Raw genomic sequence first — 19,978 nt, forward strand, 5'->3', positions numbered from 1 at the left:
TCGCCTCTCGCCCCCTCCGGAACCACGGCTTCCTCTCTCGCCCTCTCCGGAACCACGGCTTCCTCTCTCGCCCCCTCCGGAACCACGGCTTCGCCTCTCGCCGCTTTCCGGGCCTCCTTGCGCCGCGACCGCTTCCGCGCGAACCTCTGGATCGTGGAACGCCCCTTCGACATCGTGCTCTTCGGCGCCGGCGGGTTCACCGGCGCGCTGACGGCCGCCTACCTCGCGCGGGCCGCGGGCCCCGGCGTGCGCTGGGCGGTGGCCGGGCGCGACCGGGCCAAGCTGGCCCGGCTCGGGCTGGACGTGCCGATCCTGGTCGCCGACGCCGCCGACCCGGCCTCCCTGGCGGCGCTGGCCCGCGGTACGCGGGTGCTAGCCACCACCGTGGGCCCGTACGTACGGCACGGCGACGGCGTGGTGGCCAACTGCGCCGAGGCCGGCACGCACTACCTGGACCTGACGGGCGAGGCGGAGTTCGTGGACCGGACGTACGTGCGTCATCACCACCGCGCGCTCAGGAGCGGCGCCAAGCTCGTGCACGCCTGCGGCTTCGACTCGATCCCGTTCGACCTCGGCGTCCTGCACACGGTCACCAAACTGCCCGAGGGCGTCCCGCTCAAGGTCAGCGGCTTCCTGCGGACGAGCATGCGCCCGTCGGGCGGCACCCTGGCCTCGGCGCTGTCGGTGCTGGGCCGGGCGCGCCAGACGGTGGCCGAGGGCGCCCGGCGGCGCGCGGCCGAGGTCCCGCCCCGGGGCCGCACGGTCAGCTCGCTGCCGGGAGGCCCGCGTCACGTGGGCGGCGGCTGGGCCCTGCCCCTGCCCACGGTCGATCCGCTGATCGTCGGCTACTCCGCCCGCCTGCTCGACCGCTACGGCCCCCGCTTCACCTACCGCCACCACTACGCGGTCAGGACCCTGCCCCGGGCGCTGGCCACGGCGGCCGGCGCGGGCGCGTTCGCGGTGCTCGCGCAGCTCCCTCCGGCGCGCCGGCTGCTCCAGGAGCGGCTGCGGCCCGGCGACGGCCCCTCGCCCGAGCAGCGGGCCAGGAGCTGGTTCAAGGCGACGTTCCTGGGCGAGGGCGGGGGCGAGCGGGTGGTCACGGAGGTGTCGGGGGGCGACCCCGGCTACGACGAGACCGCCAAGATGCTCGCGGAGTCGGCCCTCTGCCTGGCCTTCGACGACGTCCCCGACCGCGCGGGCCAGCTCACCACGGCCTCGGCCATGGGCCGGCCCCTCATCGACCGCCTCCACCGGGCCGGCATCGCCTTCACCCGGCGGTCCTGACCCCGCCTCCGCTTCACCCGGCGGTCCTGACCCCGCCTCCGTTTCACCCGGCGGTCCTGACCCCGCCTCCGCGCGCCGTCAGTACGGCAGACTCCAGGCGGCGAAGGCCTTGCGCATGTACGGGGCCTTGTACTTCGGATAGGCCACCGTGCGCACGTCCCCGTCGGAGGTGTAGCGCATGTCCGGGTTCTTCTTGAGCCAGTCGAGCCACGCCTCGGAGCAGAACTGGGCGCAGTCGCCCTTCTTCTCCATGACCTTGATGCGCGGGATGCCGGCCGGGTCGAACGACTTGCTGAAGGGCGCCGGCGCGGGGGTGTACCCGGCCAGGAAGGCGCCCTGGTGGTTGTAGAGCTTGCCGCGCATGGCCCAGTCCTTCTTGGTGGGCTGGTTGCCGTACGGCAGGGCGATCGTGGTGGGCTTGGTGTAGGACAGGGCGCCGATCTGCTTGGCGATCGTGCCGATCTGCTCCTCGACCTGCTGGCGCGAGCGGCCCCGCAGGTTGAGGTGGTCACGGGTGTGGTTGCCGATCTCGAAGCCGTTGTCCTTGAGCCAGAGCAGGGCCTGCGCCTGCTCCTCGCGCACGGTCTTACCGAACATGTCGCGCGTGACGTAGAAGGTGGCCTTCGCCGGCCAGCCCGGGTTCCTGGCGGCCACCTCCTTCAGGATCGCGACCGCGGTGTCCTTCTGGGGGACGCCCATCTCGTTCAGGGTGAGCTGCGAGGGCGAGGAGTCGTCGAAGGTCAGGACGACCGGGTGCTTGCCCGCCGGGATGTCGATCTTGCCGGCCACCATCTCGGCGGCCGTGATCGGCACGTATCCCTCCCGTACGAGCCGTTCCAGGTCGGCCCGGAACTGCTGCGGCGACCTGTCGTCGGTCGTCTGCGGCTTCGGGACGATCCGGTGGAACATCAGCACCGGGATCTGCCCCAGCTCGTTCGCCTTGACCTTGGCGGCCCTGGCGACCTTGGCGGCCCGGTCGGCCTTGGCCTTGGCGGCGGCGTCGACCTTCTTGGTGGCCAGCTTGGTGGTCTCGGGCTGAGAGTCACAGCCCGTCAGGATGGCGGCGGCGGTGAGCGCCCCCAGCCCACTCAGAATTCGCAGTCGCATCCGAACCCCCCGAAACGTGTACGACCGTTCTGAGCTGGCTCTTACCCACGTGATCAACTGCACCACGCCGCACCCGCGGTCAAGACATGGAAAAGGGCCGCCCGGCAGCGGACGGCCCTTCGCGGGAAGGAACGATCAAGCCATCTTCTTCTTGAGGTTCTCGTCCAGCGCCGCCAGGAAGTCCTGGGTGGTCAGCCACTTGGCGTCGCCGCCGACCAGGAGCGCGAGGTCCTTGGTCATCTGGCCGCCCTCGACGGTCTCGATGCAGACCTGCTCCAGCTTGTCGGCGAACTCCGACACCGCGGGGGTGTTGTCGAGCTTGCCGCGGTGGGCCAGGCCACGCGTCCACGCGAAGATCGAGGCGATCGGGTTGGTGGAGGTGGGCTTGCCCTGCTGGTGCTGGCGGTAGTGGCGGGTCACGGTGCCGTGCGCGGCCTCGGCCTCGACGGTCCGGCCGTCGGGGGTCATCAGGACCGAGGTCATCAGGCCGAGCGAGCCGAAGCCCTGGGCGACAGTGTCGGACTGGACGTCGCCGTCGTAGTTCTTGGCGGCCCAGACGTAGCCGCCCTCCCACTTCAGCGCCGCGGCGACCATGTCGTCGATGAGGCGGTGCTCGTAGGTCAGGCCGGCCTGCTCGAACTGGTCCTTGAACTCGGTCTCGTAGACCTCGGCGAAGATGTCCTTGAAGCGGCCGTCGTAGGCCTTGAGGATCGTGTTCTTCGTGGAGAGGTAGACCGGGTAGTTGCGGGCCAGGCCGTAGCGCATCGAGGCGCGGGCGAAGTCGCGGATCGACTCGTCCAGGTTGTACATCGCCATCGCGACGCCGCCGCCGGGGAAGTCGTACACGTCGAGCTCGATCGGCTCGGAGCCGTCCTTGGGCGTGTACGTCAGGGTGAGCGTGCCCTCGCCGGGGATCTTCAGGTCGGTGGCGCGGTACTGGTCGCCGAAGGCGTGACGGCCGACGACGATCGGCTTGGTCCAGCCGGGGACGAGCCGCGGCACGTTCGACATGATGATCGGCTCGCGGAAGATCACGCCGCCGAGGATGTTGCGGATGGTCCCGTTGGGGGACTTCCACATCTTCTTGAGGCCGAACTCCTCGACGCGCGCCTCGTCCGGGGTGATGGTGGCGCACTTCACACCGACGCCGTACTTCTTGATGGCGTTCGCGGCGTCGATGGTGACCTGGTCGTCCGTGGCGTCTCGGTGCTCGATCCCGAGGTCGTAGTACTTCAGGTCGACGTCGAGGTAGGGAAGGATCAGCTGGTCCTTGATGAACTGCCAGATGATCCGGGTCATCTCGTCGCCGTCAAGCTCGACGACGGGGCCCTCCACCTTGATCTTGGGCATGCGAATGGTTCCCCTTCAATGAATGGATGCGTTGAGGCTATCGGACCGTCAGGTCACGGGGCGAAAAGGGACAGGATGAGCGCCTTCAGCTCGTTGTTGTAGAGCAAGAGCGAGGTCAGGACCAGCACGAATCCGAACACGGACAGCGTGATGACGTCGTTCTTCTTGCTCCTGAGCGCGAGCTGGCCGCCGTAGCCGGCGAAGCGCAGCGCGGCGGCGACCATGATGACGCCGCCCAGCACGAACCCGCCCCAGCGCGGGTTCGCGATGAAGATCACGAGCACGCCGACGGCCGCACCCGCCAGGATCAGCGGGTACGGCCCCCAGCTCTCGCGTTCGGTCCCTTGGCTCAACGCGCCCTGCTTATGGCCGCATGCGCACGGGCCTGTGTCGGCATCGTGCCTCGCTCTCTCCGGCCCAGGCTCATCGCTCGTCTATCGGCTTCCACTTCTGGTCGGTCTCACCGATGTACTCACTGTCGGGGCGGATCAGCCGGTTGTCGGCGTGCTGCTCGATCACGTGAGCGGTCCAGCCGGACATGCGGCTGATGGAGAAGACCGGCGTGAACAGGTCGGTCGGGATGCCCAGGTAGTGGTAGACCGAGGCGGCGTAGAAGTCGACGTTGGGGTAGAGGCCCTTGGTCTCGAAGACGACTTCCTCCATCTCCTTGGACATCCGGTAGTAAGTGTCGTCGCCGCTGGATTCGCCCAGCTCGGCCGACATTCTACGCAGATGCGTGGCGCGCGGGTCCTCGGTCTTGTAGACGCGGTGGCCGAAGCCCATGATCTTCTCGCCGGCGGCCAGCTTGTCGCGCACGGCCTGCGCCACGCCGCCGGGCGACAACGACTCCAGCGTCTTCATGACCTGCTCGTTCGCCCCGCCGTGCAGCGGGCCCTTGAGGGTGCCGATCGCGGCGACGATGGCCGAGTGCATGTCCGACAGGGTCGCGGCGCAGACGCGGGCGGCGAAGGTGGAGGCGTTCATGGTGTGGTCGGCGTGCAGCACCAGGCACTCGTCGAAGATCTCGACCTCGCGCGGATCGGGAGTGCGGCCGGTGACCTGGAGCAGGAAGTTCGCGGCGATGCTCAGCGACGGGTCGGGCTCGGGAGCCTCGGCGCCGGTGCGGGCGGCGTGGTAGCGGGCGACGAGCAGCGGCTGCTGCGCGACCAGCCGGGCGGCCTTGCGCAGGTTGGCCTCGGGCGCGATGGAGTCTTTGTCCGGATCGTCCGCGCCGGACAGCGACACCAGGGAGCGCAGCGCCTCCATGGGTTTCTGTTTCTCGGCGATCTCGGCGATGTTCGCGGACACCAGGGCGCCCAGCTCTCTGCCTCGCACCAGCTCGGCGCCGTAGGCGTCGAGCTCGGCACGCGTGGGCAGCTTCCCCCGCTGGAGCAGGTACGCGGTCTCCTCGAACGTCGCGCGGCCGGCCAGGTCGTGGATGTCGAATCCACGATAGAAGAGGCGACCGGCCTTTCCGTCGATGTCACTCAGCGCAGTGGACGCCGCGACGACATCGGCCAGACCTTTCGTGGGCTTGTCCGCCATGAGTGTTTCCTCCGCTTATCTTCGTCCGAAGTCTACCCGTGAGCAGGCAAAATCGCCGGTAAAGGTCCAGACCAATTTCACGACGGATTCTCCTTTCGGCAAAGGAGATTCCGCATCCCCTCGGTTGGGTAAGCCGGAGCTGTAGTAATAGTTACGGCGGGCTACCTGGGGAGGAACTGCCGTGGAGGGGCCGTTCATACGCATCGAGGACACTGGCGAGGTGGTCCCGTTGCGCCCCGAGATCACGACGGTCGGAAGGGGCCGGGGTGTTGACATCCGGCTCACCGATCCCAGCGTGTCTCGACTCCATGCCGAGTTCGTCAGACGAGGACCCTACCTGTATGTCGTCGACCTGGGCCTGTCCAGGAACGGCACACGGGTGAACGGCAGGCCGATCGCCCGGAGGGTCCTTGACGACGGCGACGTCGTCTCGTTCGGCGCGGCGCGGGGTCGCATCGGTGGAGTCCCGCGAGAGGACTTCACCCCCGAGGTCGAGCTGCGCAGGGCGGCGGCGCCCGAGCTGACCAGGCGCGAGGTCGACGTGCTGACCTCGCTCTGCAGGCCGGCGCTGTCGGACGAGGCGTTCGTCGCTCCGGCGACCGCACGCGAGATCGCCGACGACCTGGTCGTGACCGAGGCCGCGGTCAAGCAGCATCTGCTGCGGCTCTACCAGAAGTTCCGGATTCCCGAGGGCACCAACCGGCGCACCCGGCTGGCCAACGAGGTCGTCGCGCTCGGTCTCGTGCGCCCGACCCCGGTGGTTCCGCCACAGCGGTCGTCGGGAGCGGGCGCCGAGCAGCCATCGGCGGCTGGGCGCAGGGCTTCTTAGGAGCGGGCTTCCGCAGAGGCCGGGCTCCGCACGGAGCAGGGCTTCGGCAAGGGGCAGGCTTCTCGGAAGCGGGGCTTTCGGGAACCGGATCGCGACCGGGGCTTCGGCGAGGGGTTCCGGCAGCATCGGGCCCCGAGCGTCCGCCGCGCCCCTCGCGGGGCGCGGATCCGAGCAGCGGTGAACGCCCGAGGGCGCGCGCCGGGCTCGTCGCCGGTCAGGAAAACGGCCGGCGACGTGCGCGGGCGTAGCACGCCCTCGGTCCGATCATCCGGGCGGCGCCCTCAGATCACCCGGAACCCGTTGCTCGGCCTGCTCGTCCGGTTGGCCCGGTCGACCGCCACCGCGTAGTAGTGGTCACCGCGCCTGCCGTCGGGGTCGGTCCAGCGGATCTGCCGGTCACCCGGCACGACCGCGACGAGGTTGCGCGCGTCGGCGAAGGCGCTCTGGCGCGCGGGCCGGTCGAAGCGGAAGATCGCGAACTGGAACGGCTCGTCGCGGCCGGTGGCCACCGCCCGCACCTCGACGCCGCCGTGCCCGCGCCGCGCGTAGGCCACCACCGGACGCGAGGGAGCCCTCCCGCCGGCCAGCCGGGGCAGCACGGGCGCGAGCGCGGGCCGCTGGTAGTGGTCCCTGACCGCGGTCGAGACGGAGCCGAGCCGGTCCACCTTGACGTCGTTGGCGTTGTACCAGATGTCGCCGCCGATCTCGGGGTGGTCGCGGTTGAGCGTCAGGTGCCGGGACAGCTCGTCCGGGACCTGCCACTCGGGCGCCTGGGCCGGGTCGCCCGCCTTGTACGCGGCCTGCCCGATCCACAACAACGTCTTGGTGCCGCTCGCGACCTCCGACCACCAGGGCACGAGCTTGGAGTAGTCGGCCGGCGGCTGCCCGATGTACCAGTAGAGCTGCGGCGCGATGTAGTCGAGCCAGCCCTTCTTGACCCAGCCGCGGGTGTCGGCGTGCAGGTTGTCGTAGGACTGCCCGCCGTTGGTGTCGGAGCCGAGCGGGTCGGTGCCCTTGTTGCGCCAGATGCCGGACGGGCTGATGCCCCAGGCGATCTCCGGCTTCTCGGCGAGCACCCGCTGCTGCATCTCCTGCACCATCAGGTCGACGTTGTTGCGCCGCCAGGCGGCCAGGTCGGGGAAGCCGGCGCCGTATTGGGCGAACTCCTCGGCGTCGTCGAAGGCCGTGGTGTTGGTCGGGTAGAAGTAGTCGTCGAAGTGCAGGCCGTCGATGTCGTAGCGGGTGACCGCGTCCATCATCGCGTCCTGGCAGAACTTGCGCACCTCGGGCATGCCGGGGTTGTAGTAGAGCTTGCCGCCGAACGGCACGATCCAGTCGGGGTGCTTGCGCCCGGGGTGGTCGGGGTGCAGCCGCGCCGGGTCGGCCTGCATCGACACGCGGTACGGGTTGAACCACGCGTGGAAGGCCAGGCCCCGCTTGTGCGTCTCCTCCACGGCGAAGCCCAGCGGGTCGTAACCGGGGTCCTGACCCTGGGTGCCGGTCAGATACTGCGACCACGGCTCGTACGGCGACGGCCAGAACGCGTCGGCCGTCGGCCTGATCTGCACGAACACGGAGTTCAGCTTGCGTTGCACGGCCACGTCCAGCCAGGCGAGGTACTCGGCCTTCTGTTCGTCGGCGCTCAACCCCGGCTTGGACGGCCAGTTGATGTTCACCACTGACGCGATCCACATGCCCCGCATCTGACGCAGCGGCGGGACGTGGCCGGCGTCGGCGAAGGCGGGCAGCGGGACGGCGGAAGCGGCAGCGGCGAGGGCGAGACCCTTCAGGAGAGTCCTTCTGCTGGGCATGGGGGGTGGCCTCTCGGAAGTGGTTGTGTCGAGGCCGACGATGACAGAAAATTACCTTCAGATCAACAACTGTGAAGGAAAATGCCGATGAGCGGTGACCTGTACAGACTGGCGATGACGGTGCTCCACCCGGGGTTCGACGGAACCTCCGCCCCCGACTGGCTGCGCCGGGCGCTGGGCGAGGGTCTCGGCGGCGTGGTCCTGTTCGCCCGCAACGCCGTCAGCCCACGGCTGGTGCGCCAGATCCGGGCGGAGCACCCCGGCACCGTCGTGGCGATCGACGAGGAGGGCGGCGCCGTCACCCGGCTGGAGGTCGTGGCCGGCAGCTCCTTCCCCGGCAACCGGGCGCTGGGCGTGGTGGACGACGTGGACCTCACCGAGCAGGTGGGCCGCCAGATCGGCAGGATGCTCGCGGACGCCGACATCACCCTCGACTACGCCCCCTCCGCCGACGTGAACGCCAACCCGGCCAACCCGGTCATCGGCGTGCGCTCGTTCGGCCCCGACCCGGAGCTGGTCGCCCGGCACACCGTCGCCTACGTCAAGGGCGTGCAGGGCGCGGGCGTGGCCGCCTGCGCCAAGCACTTCCCCGGCCACGGTGACACTGTCACCGACTCCCACCTGGCGCTGCCGACCGTGCACGCCTCGCGCGAGGTGCTCGCCGGACGCGACCTGCCGCCGTTCCGGGCCGCGATCGCCGCCGGGGTGCGCTCGATCATGTCCGGCCACCTGCTCGTGCCCGCGCTCGATCCGGCGATGCCCGCGACGCTCAGCCGTACCGTGATGACCGAGCTGCTGAGGGGCGAGCTCGGGTTCGACGGGATGCTGGTCACCGACGCGATCGAGATGCGGGCGGTGGCCGCCATGTTCTCCCCCGGCGAGATCGCCGTGCGCGCGCTCGCCGCCGGCGTGGACGCCATCTGCCTCGGCCTGACCACCGAGGACGGCCTGCGCGAGATCGTCGCGACGATCGTGGCCGCCGTGCGCGACGGCAGCCTGCCCGAGGAGCGGCTGGCCGAGGCGGCCGGACGGGTGCGGGCGCTGTCCGACTGGCACGCCGGCCGCGCCGAGCTGCGCGAGCGGGCCCGCGCCGACATCGACGAGGGCGTGGGCCTGCGCGCCGCCCGCGCCGCGCTGACCACGACCGGCACCGCCGTCCTGGACCGCGCGCCCCTGGTCGTCGAGGTCAACACCCGGCTCAACCAGGCCGTGGACCCCGGCGTCGTGACCGGGCTCGCCGCCGCCCTGGCCGCCCTGCTGCCCAACACCGAACGGGTGCGCATGGAGCGGGAGGGCGAGCTGCCCGCGTTCGACGACCGGCCGGTGGTGCTGGTCGTGCACGACGCCGCCCGGCACGCCTGGGTGCGTGACACCGTGGCCAAGGCCCTGGCCGCGCGGCCCGACCTGATCGTGGTGGACACCGGCATCCCCGCGCCGCCCGACGGCGACACCCAAGGCGCCGCTCACAGCGTCACCCACATCGCCACGCACGGCATCTCCCGCGTGTCCGCCCAGGCCGCGGCCGAATGGCTGGTGCGATGAGCGTCGAGCCCGCCAACCCGGTCGCCGCCGTGCGCGCCGTGCTGCCCTCGCTGACCCCGGCGGCGCAGTCCATCGCCCGGCTCATCCTGGACGATCCCGGGCTGGTCGTGCGGAGCACGATCACCGAGTTCAGCGCGGTGTCGGGGACGAGCGAGGCGACGATCGTGCGCACGGCGCGGGCGCTGGGCTTCTCCGGCTACTCCCAGCTCCGCTTCGCGCTGGCCGCGGCCGTGGCCAAGGAGCCCGAGCGGCTGGTGCCGGGCGACCTCGCCCCCGACGACCCGCTCACCGACGTGATCGCCAAGGTGGCGCGGGCCGAGTCCGAGGCGCTGGCCGACACCGCCGCCCAGCTCGACCCCGACCGGCTCGACGAGGTCGTCACGGCGATCTCGGAGGCGCGGCGGGTGGACGTGTACGGCGTGGCGGCCTCGGGGCTGGTGGCGGCGGACATGTCGCAGAAGCTGCTGCGCATCGGGCTGTCCAGCCATCCCTTCAGCGACGCCCACCTGGCGCTGACCAGCGCGGCGCTGCTGCGGGAAGGCGACGTGGCGGTGGCCATCAGTTGCGGCGGCGAGACGCCCGACGTGCTGGTGCCCGCCCACACGGCGGCCGAGGCGGGCGCGGTGATCGTGGGCATCACGAACAACCCGCGGTCGTCGCTGGCCGGGCTGGCGCACCACACGCTGGTGTCGGCGGGGCGCGAGACGGCCTTCCGGCCCGGGGCGCTGGCCAGCCGGATCAGCCAGCTGCTGATCGTGGACTGCATCTTCGTGGGGCTGGCGCAGCGCCGCTACGACACGGCGGACGCCGCCATCCGCGCCACCCGCGCCGCCATCGCCCGCTACCACCATCACTGACATCCGGCCGCCCGCCCGCCCGGACGGGGGCCGGGCGGGTCAGAACGGGTGGGGGGCGATGTCGCCCTGCATCGTGACCCACTGCGTCTCGGTGAAGGCGGCCACGTTGGCGCCGGTCCCGCCGAAGCGGGTGCCCGTGCCGGAGGCGCCGACCCCGCCGAACGGGGCCACCGCCTCGTCGTCCACCGTCTGGTCGTTGATGTGCACGATCCCCGTCGGCACCAGGTCCGCCAGGGCGAGCCCCCTCATCACGTCCCGGGTCAGGATGCCCAGCGACAGCCCGTACTCGCTGTCGCGGGCCAGCGCCGCCGCCTCCTCCAGCGTCGAGAACGTCGTCACGGGCGCCACCGGCCCGAACACCTCCTCCGCGTACGCGGGCGCGCCCGCCGGCACCCCCGCCAGCACCGTCGGCCGGTAGAACAGCCCCTCGTACGTGCCGCCGGCCGCCAGCCGCGCCCCCGCCGACACGCTCTCGGTGACCAGCCGGTGCACCCGGTCCCGCTGCCCGGCGTCGATGAGCGGGCCGAGCGCGACCTGCCCGGTGGCGGGGTCGCCGACCGGCAGGCCGGTGGCCTTGGCGGCCAGGCGGTCCACGTACTCCTCGGCCACGGCCTCGTGCACCAGGTGCCGGCCCGCGGTCATGCAGATCTGCCCCTGGTGGAAGAAGGACGCCCACGCGCCCGCCGACGCCGCCGGGCCGAGATCGGCGTCGTCGAGGACCACGAGCGCCGAGTTGCCGCCCAGCTCCAGGTGCACCCGCTTGAGCAGGCGCCCCGCCGCCTCGCCGACCTTGCGCCCGGCGGCCGTGGAGCCGGTGAAGGAGATCACGGGGATGTTCGGGTCTTCGACCAGGGCCCGGCCGGCCTCGGGGCCGCCGGGCAGCACGTGCAGCAGGCCGCCGGGCAGGCCGGCCTCCTCGAAGACGCGGGCGACGGCGTACCCGCCGCAGACGGCCGTGCGCTGGTCCGGCTTGAACACCACCGCGTTGCCCAGCGCCAGGGCCGGGGCGACCGACCTGATGCCGAGGATGAGGGGGAAGTTGAACGGCGCGATCACGCCCACGACCCCGACCGGCACCCGCCGCGAGAAGCTGAGCCGCCTGCGCGCCGTGGGCAGCAGCTCGCCGAGCGGCTGCGAGGCCAGCGCCGCCGCCTCGTAACACTCCTGCGCCGCCACGTGCGTCTCGAACGCGGCCTTGCCCGGCACGCCGCCCGACTCGCGCACGATCCAGTCCTGGATCTCCTGGGCGTGCTCCTCGAACAGCCGCCCGGCCCGCCGCAGCAGCGCGGCCCGCTCCTCGTACGGCGTCGCGGCCCAGGCCGGCTGCTCCCGCCGGGCGCGTACGGCGGCCGCCGCCACGTCGCCGGGGCCCGCGACGCCGGCCCGGCCGAGCTCGGCCCCGGTCGCGGGCTCGACGACGGGCGCGTCACCGGCCCGCGAGGCCGTCCAGCCGCCGTCGAAGATCGAGCCCGTCCAGATCTTGGGGTCCAGGAACGTCATGGTGCCTCCTCAGGGCTGGAATTCCGGGTCCACGCCCACCACCACGTTCAGCAGCAGGGGGCTCTCGCGGGTGGCGAGCGTGGGCATGACCTCGTCGAGCGCCGCCGCCAGGTCGCCCGTGGACTCGACCCGGACGGCGGGGCAGCCGAGCGATCTCGCCAGGGCGGCCAGGTCCACCTCCGTGAACGGCGGCCACGGCGCCGCGCCGCCGCCGTGCCGGTCGGCCAGGCGGTCCATGACCGCGTACCGGCCGTTGGCGAGCACCACGAACAGCGCGCCCGCCCGGTAGTGGGCGGCGCTCCACAGGGCGTGCACGCCGTACAGGGCGGAGCCGTCGCCCACGACGGCGACGACGGGCCGGTCCGGCAGCGCCATCCGCAGGCCCACGGCGGCGGGCACGCCGAAGCCCAGCCCGCCCATGGCCGCCGACACGAAGCCCAGCGAGGTCCTGGCGGGCACGAGCCGGTGCAGGTCGGGGCGGGAGGACGGCGTCTCCTCGACGAGGGCGGCGTCGCGCGGCAACCGGGCGGCCAGCTCCCGCAACACGTCGGCGGGCCGCAACGGCACCCCCTCCGCCGGTGGCTCGCCTCCAGCGGGCGGCGCGTCGGCGGGCGGCGCGTCGGCGGGCGGCGCGTCGGCGGGCGGCGCGTCGGCGGGCTCTGGGCCGGTGGGTTCTGGGCCGGTGGGTTCTGGGCCGGGGGGCAGGAGGGTGGTCAGGTGGGTGCAGACGGCCTCGGGGGAGGCGAGGCAGGCCAGGTCGGCCGGGCTGCGATGGGCCACCGAGGGGTCGTCCGTGACGAGCGCGACCACGGTGCCCGGCGCGACCAGCGGGCCCGGCGCGTACGGGTACTGGCGGAACACCGGCGCCCCCACCACCAGCACCACGTCGAAGGGCCGCAGCCGCTCCCGCAGCCGGCCCCGGTCGGCGGGCAGCACGCCACGGTACTGGGGATGGTCCTGCGGGAACCCGGCCCGCCCGCCGAACGACTCCTGGAACACCGGGCATCCCAGCCGCTCGGCCAGCCCGACCAGCGCGTCCCAGCCGGCGCCCACGCCCGCCCCGGCCACGATCGCCGGCCTGCGCGCCCCGGCCAGCAGCTCCACCAGCGGCGCGAGGTCGCCGGAGGACACGCCGGCGGGCCGCAGCAGCCGGGCGGGCGCCGCCATGGTCTCCTCCTCGAAGGGCGCCGCCCAGTCGTCCATCGGCACCACGACCAGCGCGGGCCCCCCGAACGTGACCGCCTCGTGCACGGCCCTGGCCACCGCGCCGGGCACGTCCTGGGCCCGTACGGGCTGGTCGACGCGTACCGGGTAGTCGCCCGCCAGCCCGGCCAGCCGCCCGGCCAGGAACGGCTCCAGCGCCAGGTGCCGCCGGTCCTGCTGGCCGACGATCACCACCAGCGGCGCCCGGTTCTCCCTGGCGGTGGCCAGCGCGCCGACGGCGTTGCCCAGCCCGGCCGTGGTGTGCAGGACGACCGGCGCGGGGGCCGCGCGCCCGATCGCCCAGCCGGTCGCCATGCCGACCACGGACCCCTCGTGCAGGGCCAGCACGAACCGCAGGTCGCCGGGCAGCCCGGTGAGCAGCGGGACCTCGGTCGAGCCGGGGTTGCCGAAGATCGTGGTCATGCCGTGGCGGCGCAGCACGCCGAAGACGGCGTCCCTGACGGTCCTCATGCCGCCCCCTCGCGCGGCCGGCGGCCCACGGCGCGGCCGGCGGTCGTCATGACGTCCCGAGCACGCATGGCCTGGCCGGCGGTCGTCATGGCGTCCCCCGGGCGTCGTCATGGTGTGCCCTGGCGCGCTGGATCTGCCGGTAGACGTGGCCGCGCAGCTCGCCGAAGCGGGGCAGTGAGCGCGTCGTGAGCTGGTCGCGGGCGGCCGGCAGGTCGATTTTCAGGTCCTCCATGACCGTGGTGGGCGACGCGGACAGCACGACGACGCGCTGCCCGAGGTAGACGGCCTCGTCGATGTCGTGGGTGACGAACAGCACGGTCATCCCCAGGTCCCGCCAGAGCCGCAGGATCAGGTCCTCCAGGTCCGCCCGGGTCTGGGCGTCCACGGCGGCGAACGGCTCGTCCATGAGCAGCACCTTCGGCTCGTACGCCACCGCCCTGGCGATCGCCACCCGCTGCTGCATCCCGCCGGAGAGCTGCCACGGATGCGCGTCGGCCGCGTCCGCCAGCCCGACCGCGTCCAGGGAGCCGGCGACCAGCGCGCGCCGCCGGCCGGCCGGCAGCCCCTTCTCCTTCAGCGGCAGCTCCACGTTCTGGCGCACGGTCATCCAGGGGAACAGGCTGCGGCCGTACTCCTGGAAGACCACGGCCGTGCCCGGCGGCGGCCCGGTCACGCGCCGGCCGTCCACCGCCACCTCGCCGCCGCTGACCGGCAGCAGCCCGGCCACCGCGCGCAGCAGCGTGGTCTTGCCGCAGCCGGACGGGCCGACGACGCAGACCAGCTCCCCGGCGGCGACGCTCAGCGTGACCGAGGCGATGGCCTCGACGTGGCGGCCCCGGCCGTCGTACACCTTGCGCAGGTCGTGGATCTCAAGCACGGGCGGCTCCACTGCCGTGGTACCAGGCCAGCACCCACCGCTCCAGGCGGCGGAAGAGCAGCGACAGCCCGAGCCCCAGCAGCCCGAGCAGGAGGATGCCGCTCCACATCTCGGCGATCTGGAACTGCCGCTGGAAGAGCACGATCGTGAACCCGAGGCCGCTGGAGCTGGCGAACATCTCGCTGATGACCATGAGGATGATGCCGATGGACAGGGCCTGCCGCAGCCCGGTCATGATCTGCGGGCTCGCGCCCCTCAGCACGAACCAGCGCAGCCTGGACATGCCGCTGATGCCGTACATGCGGCAGGTGTCGGCGAGCACCTCGTCCAGCGCGCGCACGCCCTCGACGGTGTTGAGCAGGATCGGCCAGACGCAGCCCGAGACGATGACCAGCACCTTCATCGGGGTGTCGATGCCGGCCAGCAGCATGATCAGCGGCACCAGGACGGGCGGCGGGACGGCGCGGAAGAACTCCAGCACCGGCTCCAGCGTGGCGCGCAGCCGGGGCGACGACCCGATCGGCACGCCCAGGCCCACGCCGAGCAGCGCGGCCAGCGCGTAGCCAGCCAGCAGCCTGCCGACGCTGGGCAGCACGTCGTCCAGCAGCCGCGCCGAGAACCAGGTCTCGGCGAAGGCCCGGCCCACGGCGGCCGGGCCGGGCAGGTAGAACGAGCTGCCGCTGACCGCCCACCAGAGCAGCACCAGCAGCGCGGGCAGCGCCACCAGGCACACCACCCGCCTGACCGCTCCCAAGACCCGCACGCGGACGCCACCGCCGGGCCGCGCGTCCCCGGCCGCGCCCGCGCCTCTCACGCGGACGTCTCCGGCCGCCGTGGCGGGCCGCGCGTCTCCGGGCGGTCCGGTGGCGCTCATGCGGGCACCTCCGAGCGCACGGCGGGGTGCCAGGCCAGGACCCGGCGTTCGAGCAGCCGCACGGCGGCGTTCACCGCGATGCCGACCAGCCCGGCCAGCACGATCAGCGCGTACACGGTGGGCACCGCGCCGCTGCTCTGCGCCACCTGGATCTGCGCGCCCAGGCCGGGGCTGCCGATGACCAGCTCCGCCGTCACCGCCAGGATGAAGGCCACCGCCGCCGCCAGCCGCAGCCCGGTCATCACGTACGGCAGCGCCGTCGGCCACACCAGGCGCCTGATCCGCGACCAGGCCGACAGCCCGTACGACCGGGCCGTGTCGGAGGCCACCGGGTCCACGGCCGCCACGCCGTACAGGACCTGGATGAGCACCTGCCAGAACGCCGCGTAGACCACCAGCATCAGCGTCGAGCCGAGCGACGGCCCGAACAGCAGCGTGGCCAGCGGCACCAGCGCGACCGACGGGATGGGCCGCAGGAACTCGACGGTCGAGCTCGTCAGCGCGCGCAGCCCCGGCACGACGCCGATGACCACCCCGGTCACCACCGCCGCGCCGAACGCCAGCGCCAGGCCGGCCGCCCAGCCGCGCATGGTCTGGCCCAGCGCGATCCACAACCCGGGCGTGGCCAGCTCCCCGGCCAGCGTGGCGAGGATCCGCGAGGCGGGCGGCAGGAAGCGCTCGTCCACCAGGCCCAGCCTGGGCACGGCCTCCATCAGGAGCAGCAGGCCGCCGAGCCCGGCGGCGCCGTGCCCCAGCCGGGACCAGGAGCCGTCCGCGCGGGTCACGGGAGCAGCGCCGAGACGTCGATCCGCTGCTTGAGCACGCCGTCGCCCAGCGCCAGGTCCGCGATGGTCTGCACGGACGCCCGGTTCACCTCGACCGGCCACTTCGGCAGGTGCATCCGGGCGATCACCTCGGGCACGATCCTGGTGTACGTCTTCAGCACCTCCCGCACCTCCTCGGGATGCGTGTCGGCGTACTCCAGCGACTTGCGCATCGCCATGGTGAACCGGGTGGTCAGGCCGGGGTCGGTGCGGCCGGTGGTGAAGTACATGGCCACGGTCAGGTCGGGGGCGGCGTCGGCGAAGTTCCAGGCCACGGGCCGGGCGCCCTGGCTGACGGCCTGGCTGACGAACGGCTCGACCACCCAGATGGCGTCCACCTGGCCGCCCAGCAGCGCGGCGGGCGCGTCGGGGAAGGGCAGCTCGACGAACTCGATGCCGCCCGGGTCGCCGCCGGCCTTGCGTACGGAGGCGCGTACGGTCGTGTCGCCGATGTTCTTGAGCTGGTTGACCGAGATCTTCCTGCCCGCCAGGTCCCTGGCCGTCCTGATCGGGCTGTCCGGCCCGACCAGCACCGCGCTGAAGTCCTCGCCCTGCTCGCCGGTGGAGGAGACGCCGTTGGCGACCACCTTCACGTCCAGCCCCTGCTGCTTGGCGGTCAGCAGCGAGGTGGTGTTGGCGAAGGCGAACTGGAACTGCCCGCTCACGGCCCCGGAGACGGCCGCCGCGCCGCCGGCGACGGGGGTGATGGTGAGGTCGATCCCCTGCTCGGCGAAGAAGCCCCTGGCCTTGCCGAGGTGGATGGGAGCGGTGTCGACGATGGCGATCACGCCGGCGTTGACCTTGGTCATTTCCGTGCCGGTCGTTCCCGCGCCGGTCGTTCCCGGGCCCCGGCCGGGCGCGGCCGGCTGGGCGCCGCCGCAGGCGGTGACGAGTGAGACGGCGAGCGGGACGGCGAGGATCAAGAGAGCGCGACGCACGGCTGCTCCTCTTTCTGTTCGCTATGCGCACAGGTATTCTCTGGCCGAACAACCCCGTATCGCGGAAGCTACGCCTTTACCGGCTGCTGTCAAGGGGATCACCATGGCCGATCATGTCCAGTCGCTGGCCAGGGGGCTCGCGGTGATCCGCGCGTTCAGCGCCGCGCAGCCCGAGCTGACGCTCAGCCAGGTGGCCCGCGCGACCGGGCTGAGCAGGGCCGCCGCCCGGCGGTTCCTGATCACGCTGGCCGACCTCGGCTACGTGCGCGGCGACGGCCGGCTGTTCGCGCTCACGCCGCGCGTGCTGGAGCTCGGCTACGCCTACCTGTCCGCCCTGTCCCTGCCCGAGGTGGCCGACCCGCACCTCGAACGGCTGGCCGCCGAGGTGCGGGAGTCGGCCTCGGTCGCGGTGCTCGACGGCGAGGACGTGGTCTACGTGGCGCGGGTGGCCACGGCCCGGATCATGCGGGTGTCGATCAGCATCGGCACCCGGTTCCCCGCCTACTGCACCTCGATGGGCCGGGTGCTGCTGGCCGCCCTGCCGCCCGGGGAGCTGGAGGCGTACCTGGGGCGGGCCCGGCTGCGGCGGCTGACCTCGCACACGATCGTGCTGCCCGCGGCGCTGCGGGCCGAGCTGGACGAGGTGCGCGGGCGCGGGTGGGCGATGGTGGACCAGGAGCTGGAGGAGGGGCTGCGCTCGATCGCCGCGCCGATCAGGGACCGCGCGGGGCGGACGGTGGCGGCGGTGAACGTCTCCACGCACGCCACCCGGACGAGCCTCCAGGCCGTCAGGCGTGACCTGCTGCCGCCGCTGCTGGCCACGGCGGGCCGGATCGAGGCGGACCTGGCCTCGCTGCACGCCTGACCTTCGCCTGCCGGCGCCCGGCATGTGCCCGGCATGTGCCCGGTATGTGCCCGGCATGTGCCCGGCATCACGAGGTGCCGACGTGCGTCAGGCGCCGTGCTCGCGGAAGGCGCGGGCGGTGTCCAGGCAGGTGCGGAAGGCCAGCGGCCGATCCAGGCAGGCGTCGAGGAAGCGTTCGAGGCCCAGCAGGCGATGCCCGCGCCCGATGACCTGTGGATGGAAGGTCAGCACGCACACCCCGCCCGGCTCGTCACGCAGCAGGTAGTCCACGTCGTCGAGGAAGTTGCGGAAGACGGCCGCGGGCTCGCGCAGGCCGGGCATGACGGCGGTGTCCAGGCGCAGGTACTCGAACTGCGGATAGTCGTCCAGCGACCACGACACCGGCAGCTCGACCAGCGAGGTGGACTCCCCGAACCGGTACGGCCCGCCGGGGTCGGCCATGTCGCCGCGCCGCGCGTAGTAGGGGGTGTAGTCGGTGGCCATCAGGCTGGAGTCGTACTCGATGCCCAGCTCCAGCAGCACCTCCACGGTCGAGCTGGTGAAGTCCCAGCTCGGGGTGCGGTTGCCGCGGGGCTCGTAGCCGGTGACCTTGACGATGGAGTCGCGGGCGTGCGTGGCCGCCGCCAGCTCGCCGGCCCGGTCCAGCCTGGAGACCTGCTCGTGGGCGTACCCGTGCAGGGCGATCTCGTGGCCCGCCTCCGCGATGGCGGCGCACTCGGCGGGATAGGCGTCCACGGTGTGGCCCGGGATGAAGAACGTGGCGGTGATGTCGCGCTCGCGCAGCATGCGCAGGATGCGCGGCATCGCGTGCGCCCCGAACTCGCCCCGCGAGACCGGCCCCGGCGAGGTCATCCCGCGCGCCAACCAGAGCGAGATCGCGTCGAAGTCGAACGTCAGGCAGATCGTCGGTCGGTCAGGCATGACCCTCCTCGATGGGCTCTTGGCAGAGCCCTCGAGGACCATCTTCGGGCGACACCCCGGCCACGTCCTCCGTCAAATGACGGATGTACGTCTCCCCGCGACCGTCCGGCGGCGGAGACCGTTCAATGGCGGAGACTGTCCGACGGCGGAGGCCGGCGTGAAAAGAGCCCCCGGGACCGCCCTGCTCGAAGGCGACCCGGAGGCTGGCGTGGAAAGGCGGCCGGAGGCTACTCGGCCAGGCGCTCGGCGGCCTCGACCACGTTGGACAGGAGCAGGGCGCGGGTCATGGGTCCGACGCCGCCCGGGTTGGGCGTGAGGTAGCCGGCGACCTCCTCGACGTCCGGCGCCACGTCACCGGCGATCTTGCCCTCCACGCGGGAGACCCCCACGTCGAGCACGGCCGCGCCCGGCTTCACCATGTCGCGCGTGATCAGCTCGGGCACGCCGGCCGCCGCCACCACGATGTCGGCGCGGCGGACGTGGGCGGCCAGGTCTTGCGTGCCGGTGTGGCAGAGGGTCACGGTGGCGTTCTCGCTGCGGCGGGTCAGCAGCAGCCCCAGCGACCGCCCCACCGTGATGCCCCGGCCGACCACGGCGACCTCCGCGCCCTTGATCGGCACGCCGTACTCGCGCAGGAGCAGCACGATGCCGTGCGGGGTGCAGGGCAGCGGGGCGTCGACCATGTGGACGAGACGGCCCAGGTTGACCGGGTGGAGGCCGTCGGCGTCCTTGGCCGGGTCGATGCGCTCCAGCAGGGCCATCGTGTCGAGGTGCCTGGGCAGCGGAAGCTGCACGATGTAGCCGGTGCACGCCGGCGAGGCGTTGAGCTCGTCGATGGCCGCCTCGACGTCGGCCTGGGAGGCGGTGGCCGGCAGGTCGACGCGGATGGAGGCGATGCCCACCTCCGCGCAGTCGCGGTGCTTGCCCGCGACGTAGATCTGGCTGCCCGGGTCGTCACCCACCAGCACCGTTCCCAGGCCCGGCGTGATGCCGCGTTCCTTGAGCGCGGCCACCCGCTTCGTGAGATCTGCCTTCATCTTCGCGGCGGTGGCCTTGCCATCGAGTTTCACTGCGCTCATGTCCGTAATCCTTCCATGCCGCCCCGGCTTCCCCGCACCGGACCACTCCCACCGCGCCCACCGCCGCAGCCGGTTATCCACAGAGGCCAGGCAGTCACCCC

The 19,978-nt window shown here is 72.5% G+C and carries 18 protein-coding genes; 5 read left to right on the forward strand and 13 right to left on the reverse strand.

Features of this window, described 5'->3' with window-relative positions:
- Positions 1-153 precede the first annotated feature (153 nt).
- Positions 154-1,284 (forward strand): saccharopine dehydrogenase family protein, encoded by a 1,131-nt coding sequence (locus IO39_RS13315; protein WP_043621383.1) that lies wholly within the window; start codon positions 154-156, stop codon positions 1,282-1,284.
- 78 nt (positions 1,285-1,362) lie between these two features.
- Here the strand turns inward: IO39_RS13315 and IO39_RS13320 are convergent, their stop codons facing one another.
- The 4 genes from IO39_RS13320 to IO39_RS13335 form a co-directional block, all read right to left on the reverse strand.
- Positions 1,363-2,391, reverse strand: a complete 1,029-nt coding sequence (locus IO39_RS13320) for a polysaccharide deacetylase family protein (protein ID WP_043621160.1) — start codon at positions 2,389-2,391, stop codon at positions 1,363-1,365.
- A 135-nt stretch (positions 2,392-2,526) separates the two neighbouring features.
- Positions 2,527-3,741 (reverse strand): NADP-dependent isocitrate dehydrogenase, encoded by a 1,215-nt coding sequence (locus tag IO39_RS13325; RefSeq protein ID WP_043621163.1) that lies wholly within the window; start codon positions 3,739-3,741, stop codon positions 2,527-2,529.
- 53 nt (positions 3,742-3,794) lie between these two features.
- Entirely contained in the window at positions 3,795-4,094 is a 300-nt protein-coding gene (locus tag IO39_RS13330) for a DUF3017 domain-containing protein (protein WP_043621166.1), read from the reverse strand.
- Between the two features lie 70 nt (positions 4,095-4,164).
- Positions 4,165-5,286, reverse strand: a complete 1,122-nt coding sequence (locus IO39_RS13335; protein WP_043621169.1) for a citrate/2-methylcitrate synthase — start codon at positions 5,284-5,286, stop codon at positions 4,165-4,167.
- A gap of 181 nt (positions 5,287-5,467) precedes the next feature.
- On the opposite strand from IO39_RS13335, the gene IO39_RS13340 reads away from it, so the two are divergent.
- Positions 5,468-6,115: an FHA domain-containing protein gene (locus IO39_RS13340; RefSeq protein WP_043621172.1), complete on the forward strand. Its 648-nt coding sequence runs from the start codon at positions 5,468-5,470 to the stop codon at positions 6,113-6,115.
- 281 nt (positions 6,116-6,396) lie between these two features.
- Here the strand turns inward: IO39_RS13340 and IO39_RS13345 are convergent, their stop codons facing one another.
- Positions 6,397-7,926: a glycoside hydrolase family 10-like protein gene (locus IO39_RS13345; RefSeq protein WP_052422830.1), complete on the reverse strand. Its 1,530-nt coding sequence runs from the start codon at positions 7,924-7,926 to the stop codon at positions 6,397-6,399.
- Between the two features lie 87 nt (positions 7,927-8,013).
- Between IO39_RS13345 and IO39_RS13350 the strand changes: the two genes are divergently transcribed.
- Complete coding sequence (locus IO39_RS13350; RefSeq protein WP_084772769.1) at positions 8,014-9,468, forward strand: glycoside hydrolase family 3 protein; 1,455 nt, start codon at positions 8,014-8,016, stop codon at positions 9,466-9,468.
- Entirely contained in the window at positions 9,465-10,325 is an 861-nt protein-coding gene (locus tag IO39_RS13355; RefSeq protein WP_157548272.1) for a MurR/RpiR family transcriptional regulator, read from the forward strand. Before IO39_RS13350 ends, IO39_RS13355 begins: the two co-directional genes overlap by 4 nt.
- A 39-nt stretch (positions 10,326-10,364) precedes the next feature.
- Here the strand turns inward: IO39_RS13355 and IO39_RS13360 are convergent, their stop codons facing one another.
- The 6 genes from IO39_RS13360 to IO39_RS13385 all read right to left on the reverse strand — a co-directional run bounded on the left by IO39_RS13360 (position 10,365) and on the right by IO39_RS13385 (position 17,012).
- Positions 10,365-11,825 carry a benzaldehyde dehydrogenase gene (locus tag IO39_RS13360; protein ID WP_043621181.1) on the reverse strand — a complete coding sequence of 487 codons (1,461 nt, stop codon included), beginning with the start codon at positions 11,823-11,825 and terminating at the stop codon, positions 10,365-10,367.
- Positions 11,826-11,834: 9 nt separating this feature from the next.
- The gene (locus tag IO39_RS13365; RefSeq protein WP_043621184.1) at positions 11,835-13,499 is read right to left on the reverse strand and encodes a thiamine pyrophosphate-dependent enzyme; all 1,665 of its coding nucleotides are present in this window, start codon (positions 13,497-13,499) and stop codon (positions 11,835-11,837) included.
- Positions 13,500-13,584: 85 nt separating this feature from the next.
- Entirely contained in the window at positions 13,585-14,376 is a 792-nt protein-coding gene (locus tag IO39_RS13370; RefSeq protein ID WP_043621390.1) for an ABC transporter ATP-binding protein, read from the reverse strand.
- On the reverse strand, positions 14,369-15,250 hold the full coding sequence (locus tag IO39_RS13375) for an ABC transporter permease (protein ID WP_084772770.1): 882 nt from the start codon (positions 15,248-15,250) through the stop codon (positions 14,369-14,371). Before IO39_RS13375 ends, IO39_RS13370 begins: the two co-directional genes overlap by 8 nt.
- Positions 15,247-16,035 carry an ABC transporter permease gene (locus tag IO39_RS13380; protein ID WP_043621186.1) on the reverse strand — a complete coding sequence of 263 codons (789 nt, stop codon included), beginning with the start codon at positions 16,033-16,035 and terminating at the stop codon, positions 15,247-15,249. The genes IO39_RS13375 and IO39_RS13380 overlap by 4 nt, the downstream gene beginning before the upstream one ends.
- Positions 16,032-17,012: an ABC transporter substrate-binding protein gene (locus tag IO39_RS13385; protein WP_043621189.1), complete on the reverse strand. Its 981-nt coding sequence runs from the start codon at positions 17,010-17,012 to the stop codon at positions 16,032-16,034. Before IO39_RS13385 ends, IO39_RS13380 begins: the two co-directional genes overlap by 4 nt.
- 103 nt (positions 17,013-17,115) lie before the next feature.
- Here IO39_RS13385 and IO39_RS13390 point away from each other — a divergent pair, with 103 nt between their 5' ends.
- Positions 17,116-17,877 (forward strand): IclR family transcriptional regulator domain-containing protein, encoded by a 762-nt coding sequence (locus tag IO39_RS13390; RefSeq protein WP_052422831.1) that lies wholly within the window; start codon positions 17,116-17,118, stop codon positions 17,875-17,877.
- Between the two features lie 87 nt (positions 17,878-17,964).
- Here the strand turns inward: IO39_RS13390 and IO39_RS13395 are convergent, their stop codons facing one another.
- A complete protein-coding gene (locus tag IO39_RS13395; protein WP_043621191.1) occupies positions 17,965-18,798 on the reverse strand; it encodes a polysaccharide deacetylase family protein in 834 nt (277 codons plus the stop codon).
- A 227-nt stretch (positions 18,799-19,025) separates the two neighbouring features.
- Complete coding sequence (locus IO39_RS13400; RefSeq protein WP_043621194.1) at positions 19,026-19,877, reverse strand: bifunctional methylenetetrahydrofolate dehydrogenase/methenyltetrahydrofolate cyclohydrolase; 852 nt, start codon at positions 19,875-19,877, stop codon at positions 19,026-19,028.
- Positions 19,878-19,978 lie beyond the last annotated feature (101 nt).

The organism is Nonomuraea candida (assembly GCF_000725485.1).
In the GTDB taxonomy this organism is placed as follows: domain Bacteria; phylum Actinomycetota; class Actinomycetes; order Streptosporangiales; family Streptosporangiaceae; genus Nonomuraea; species Nonomuraea candida.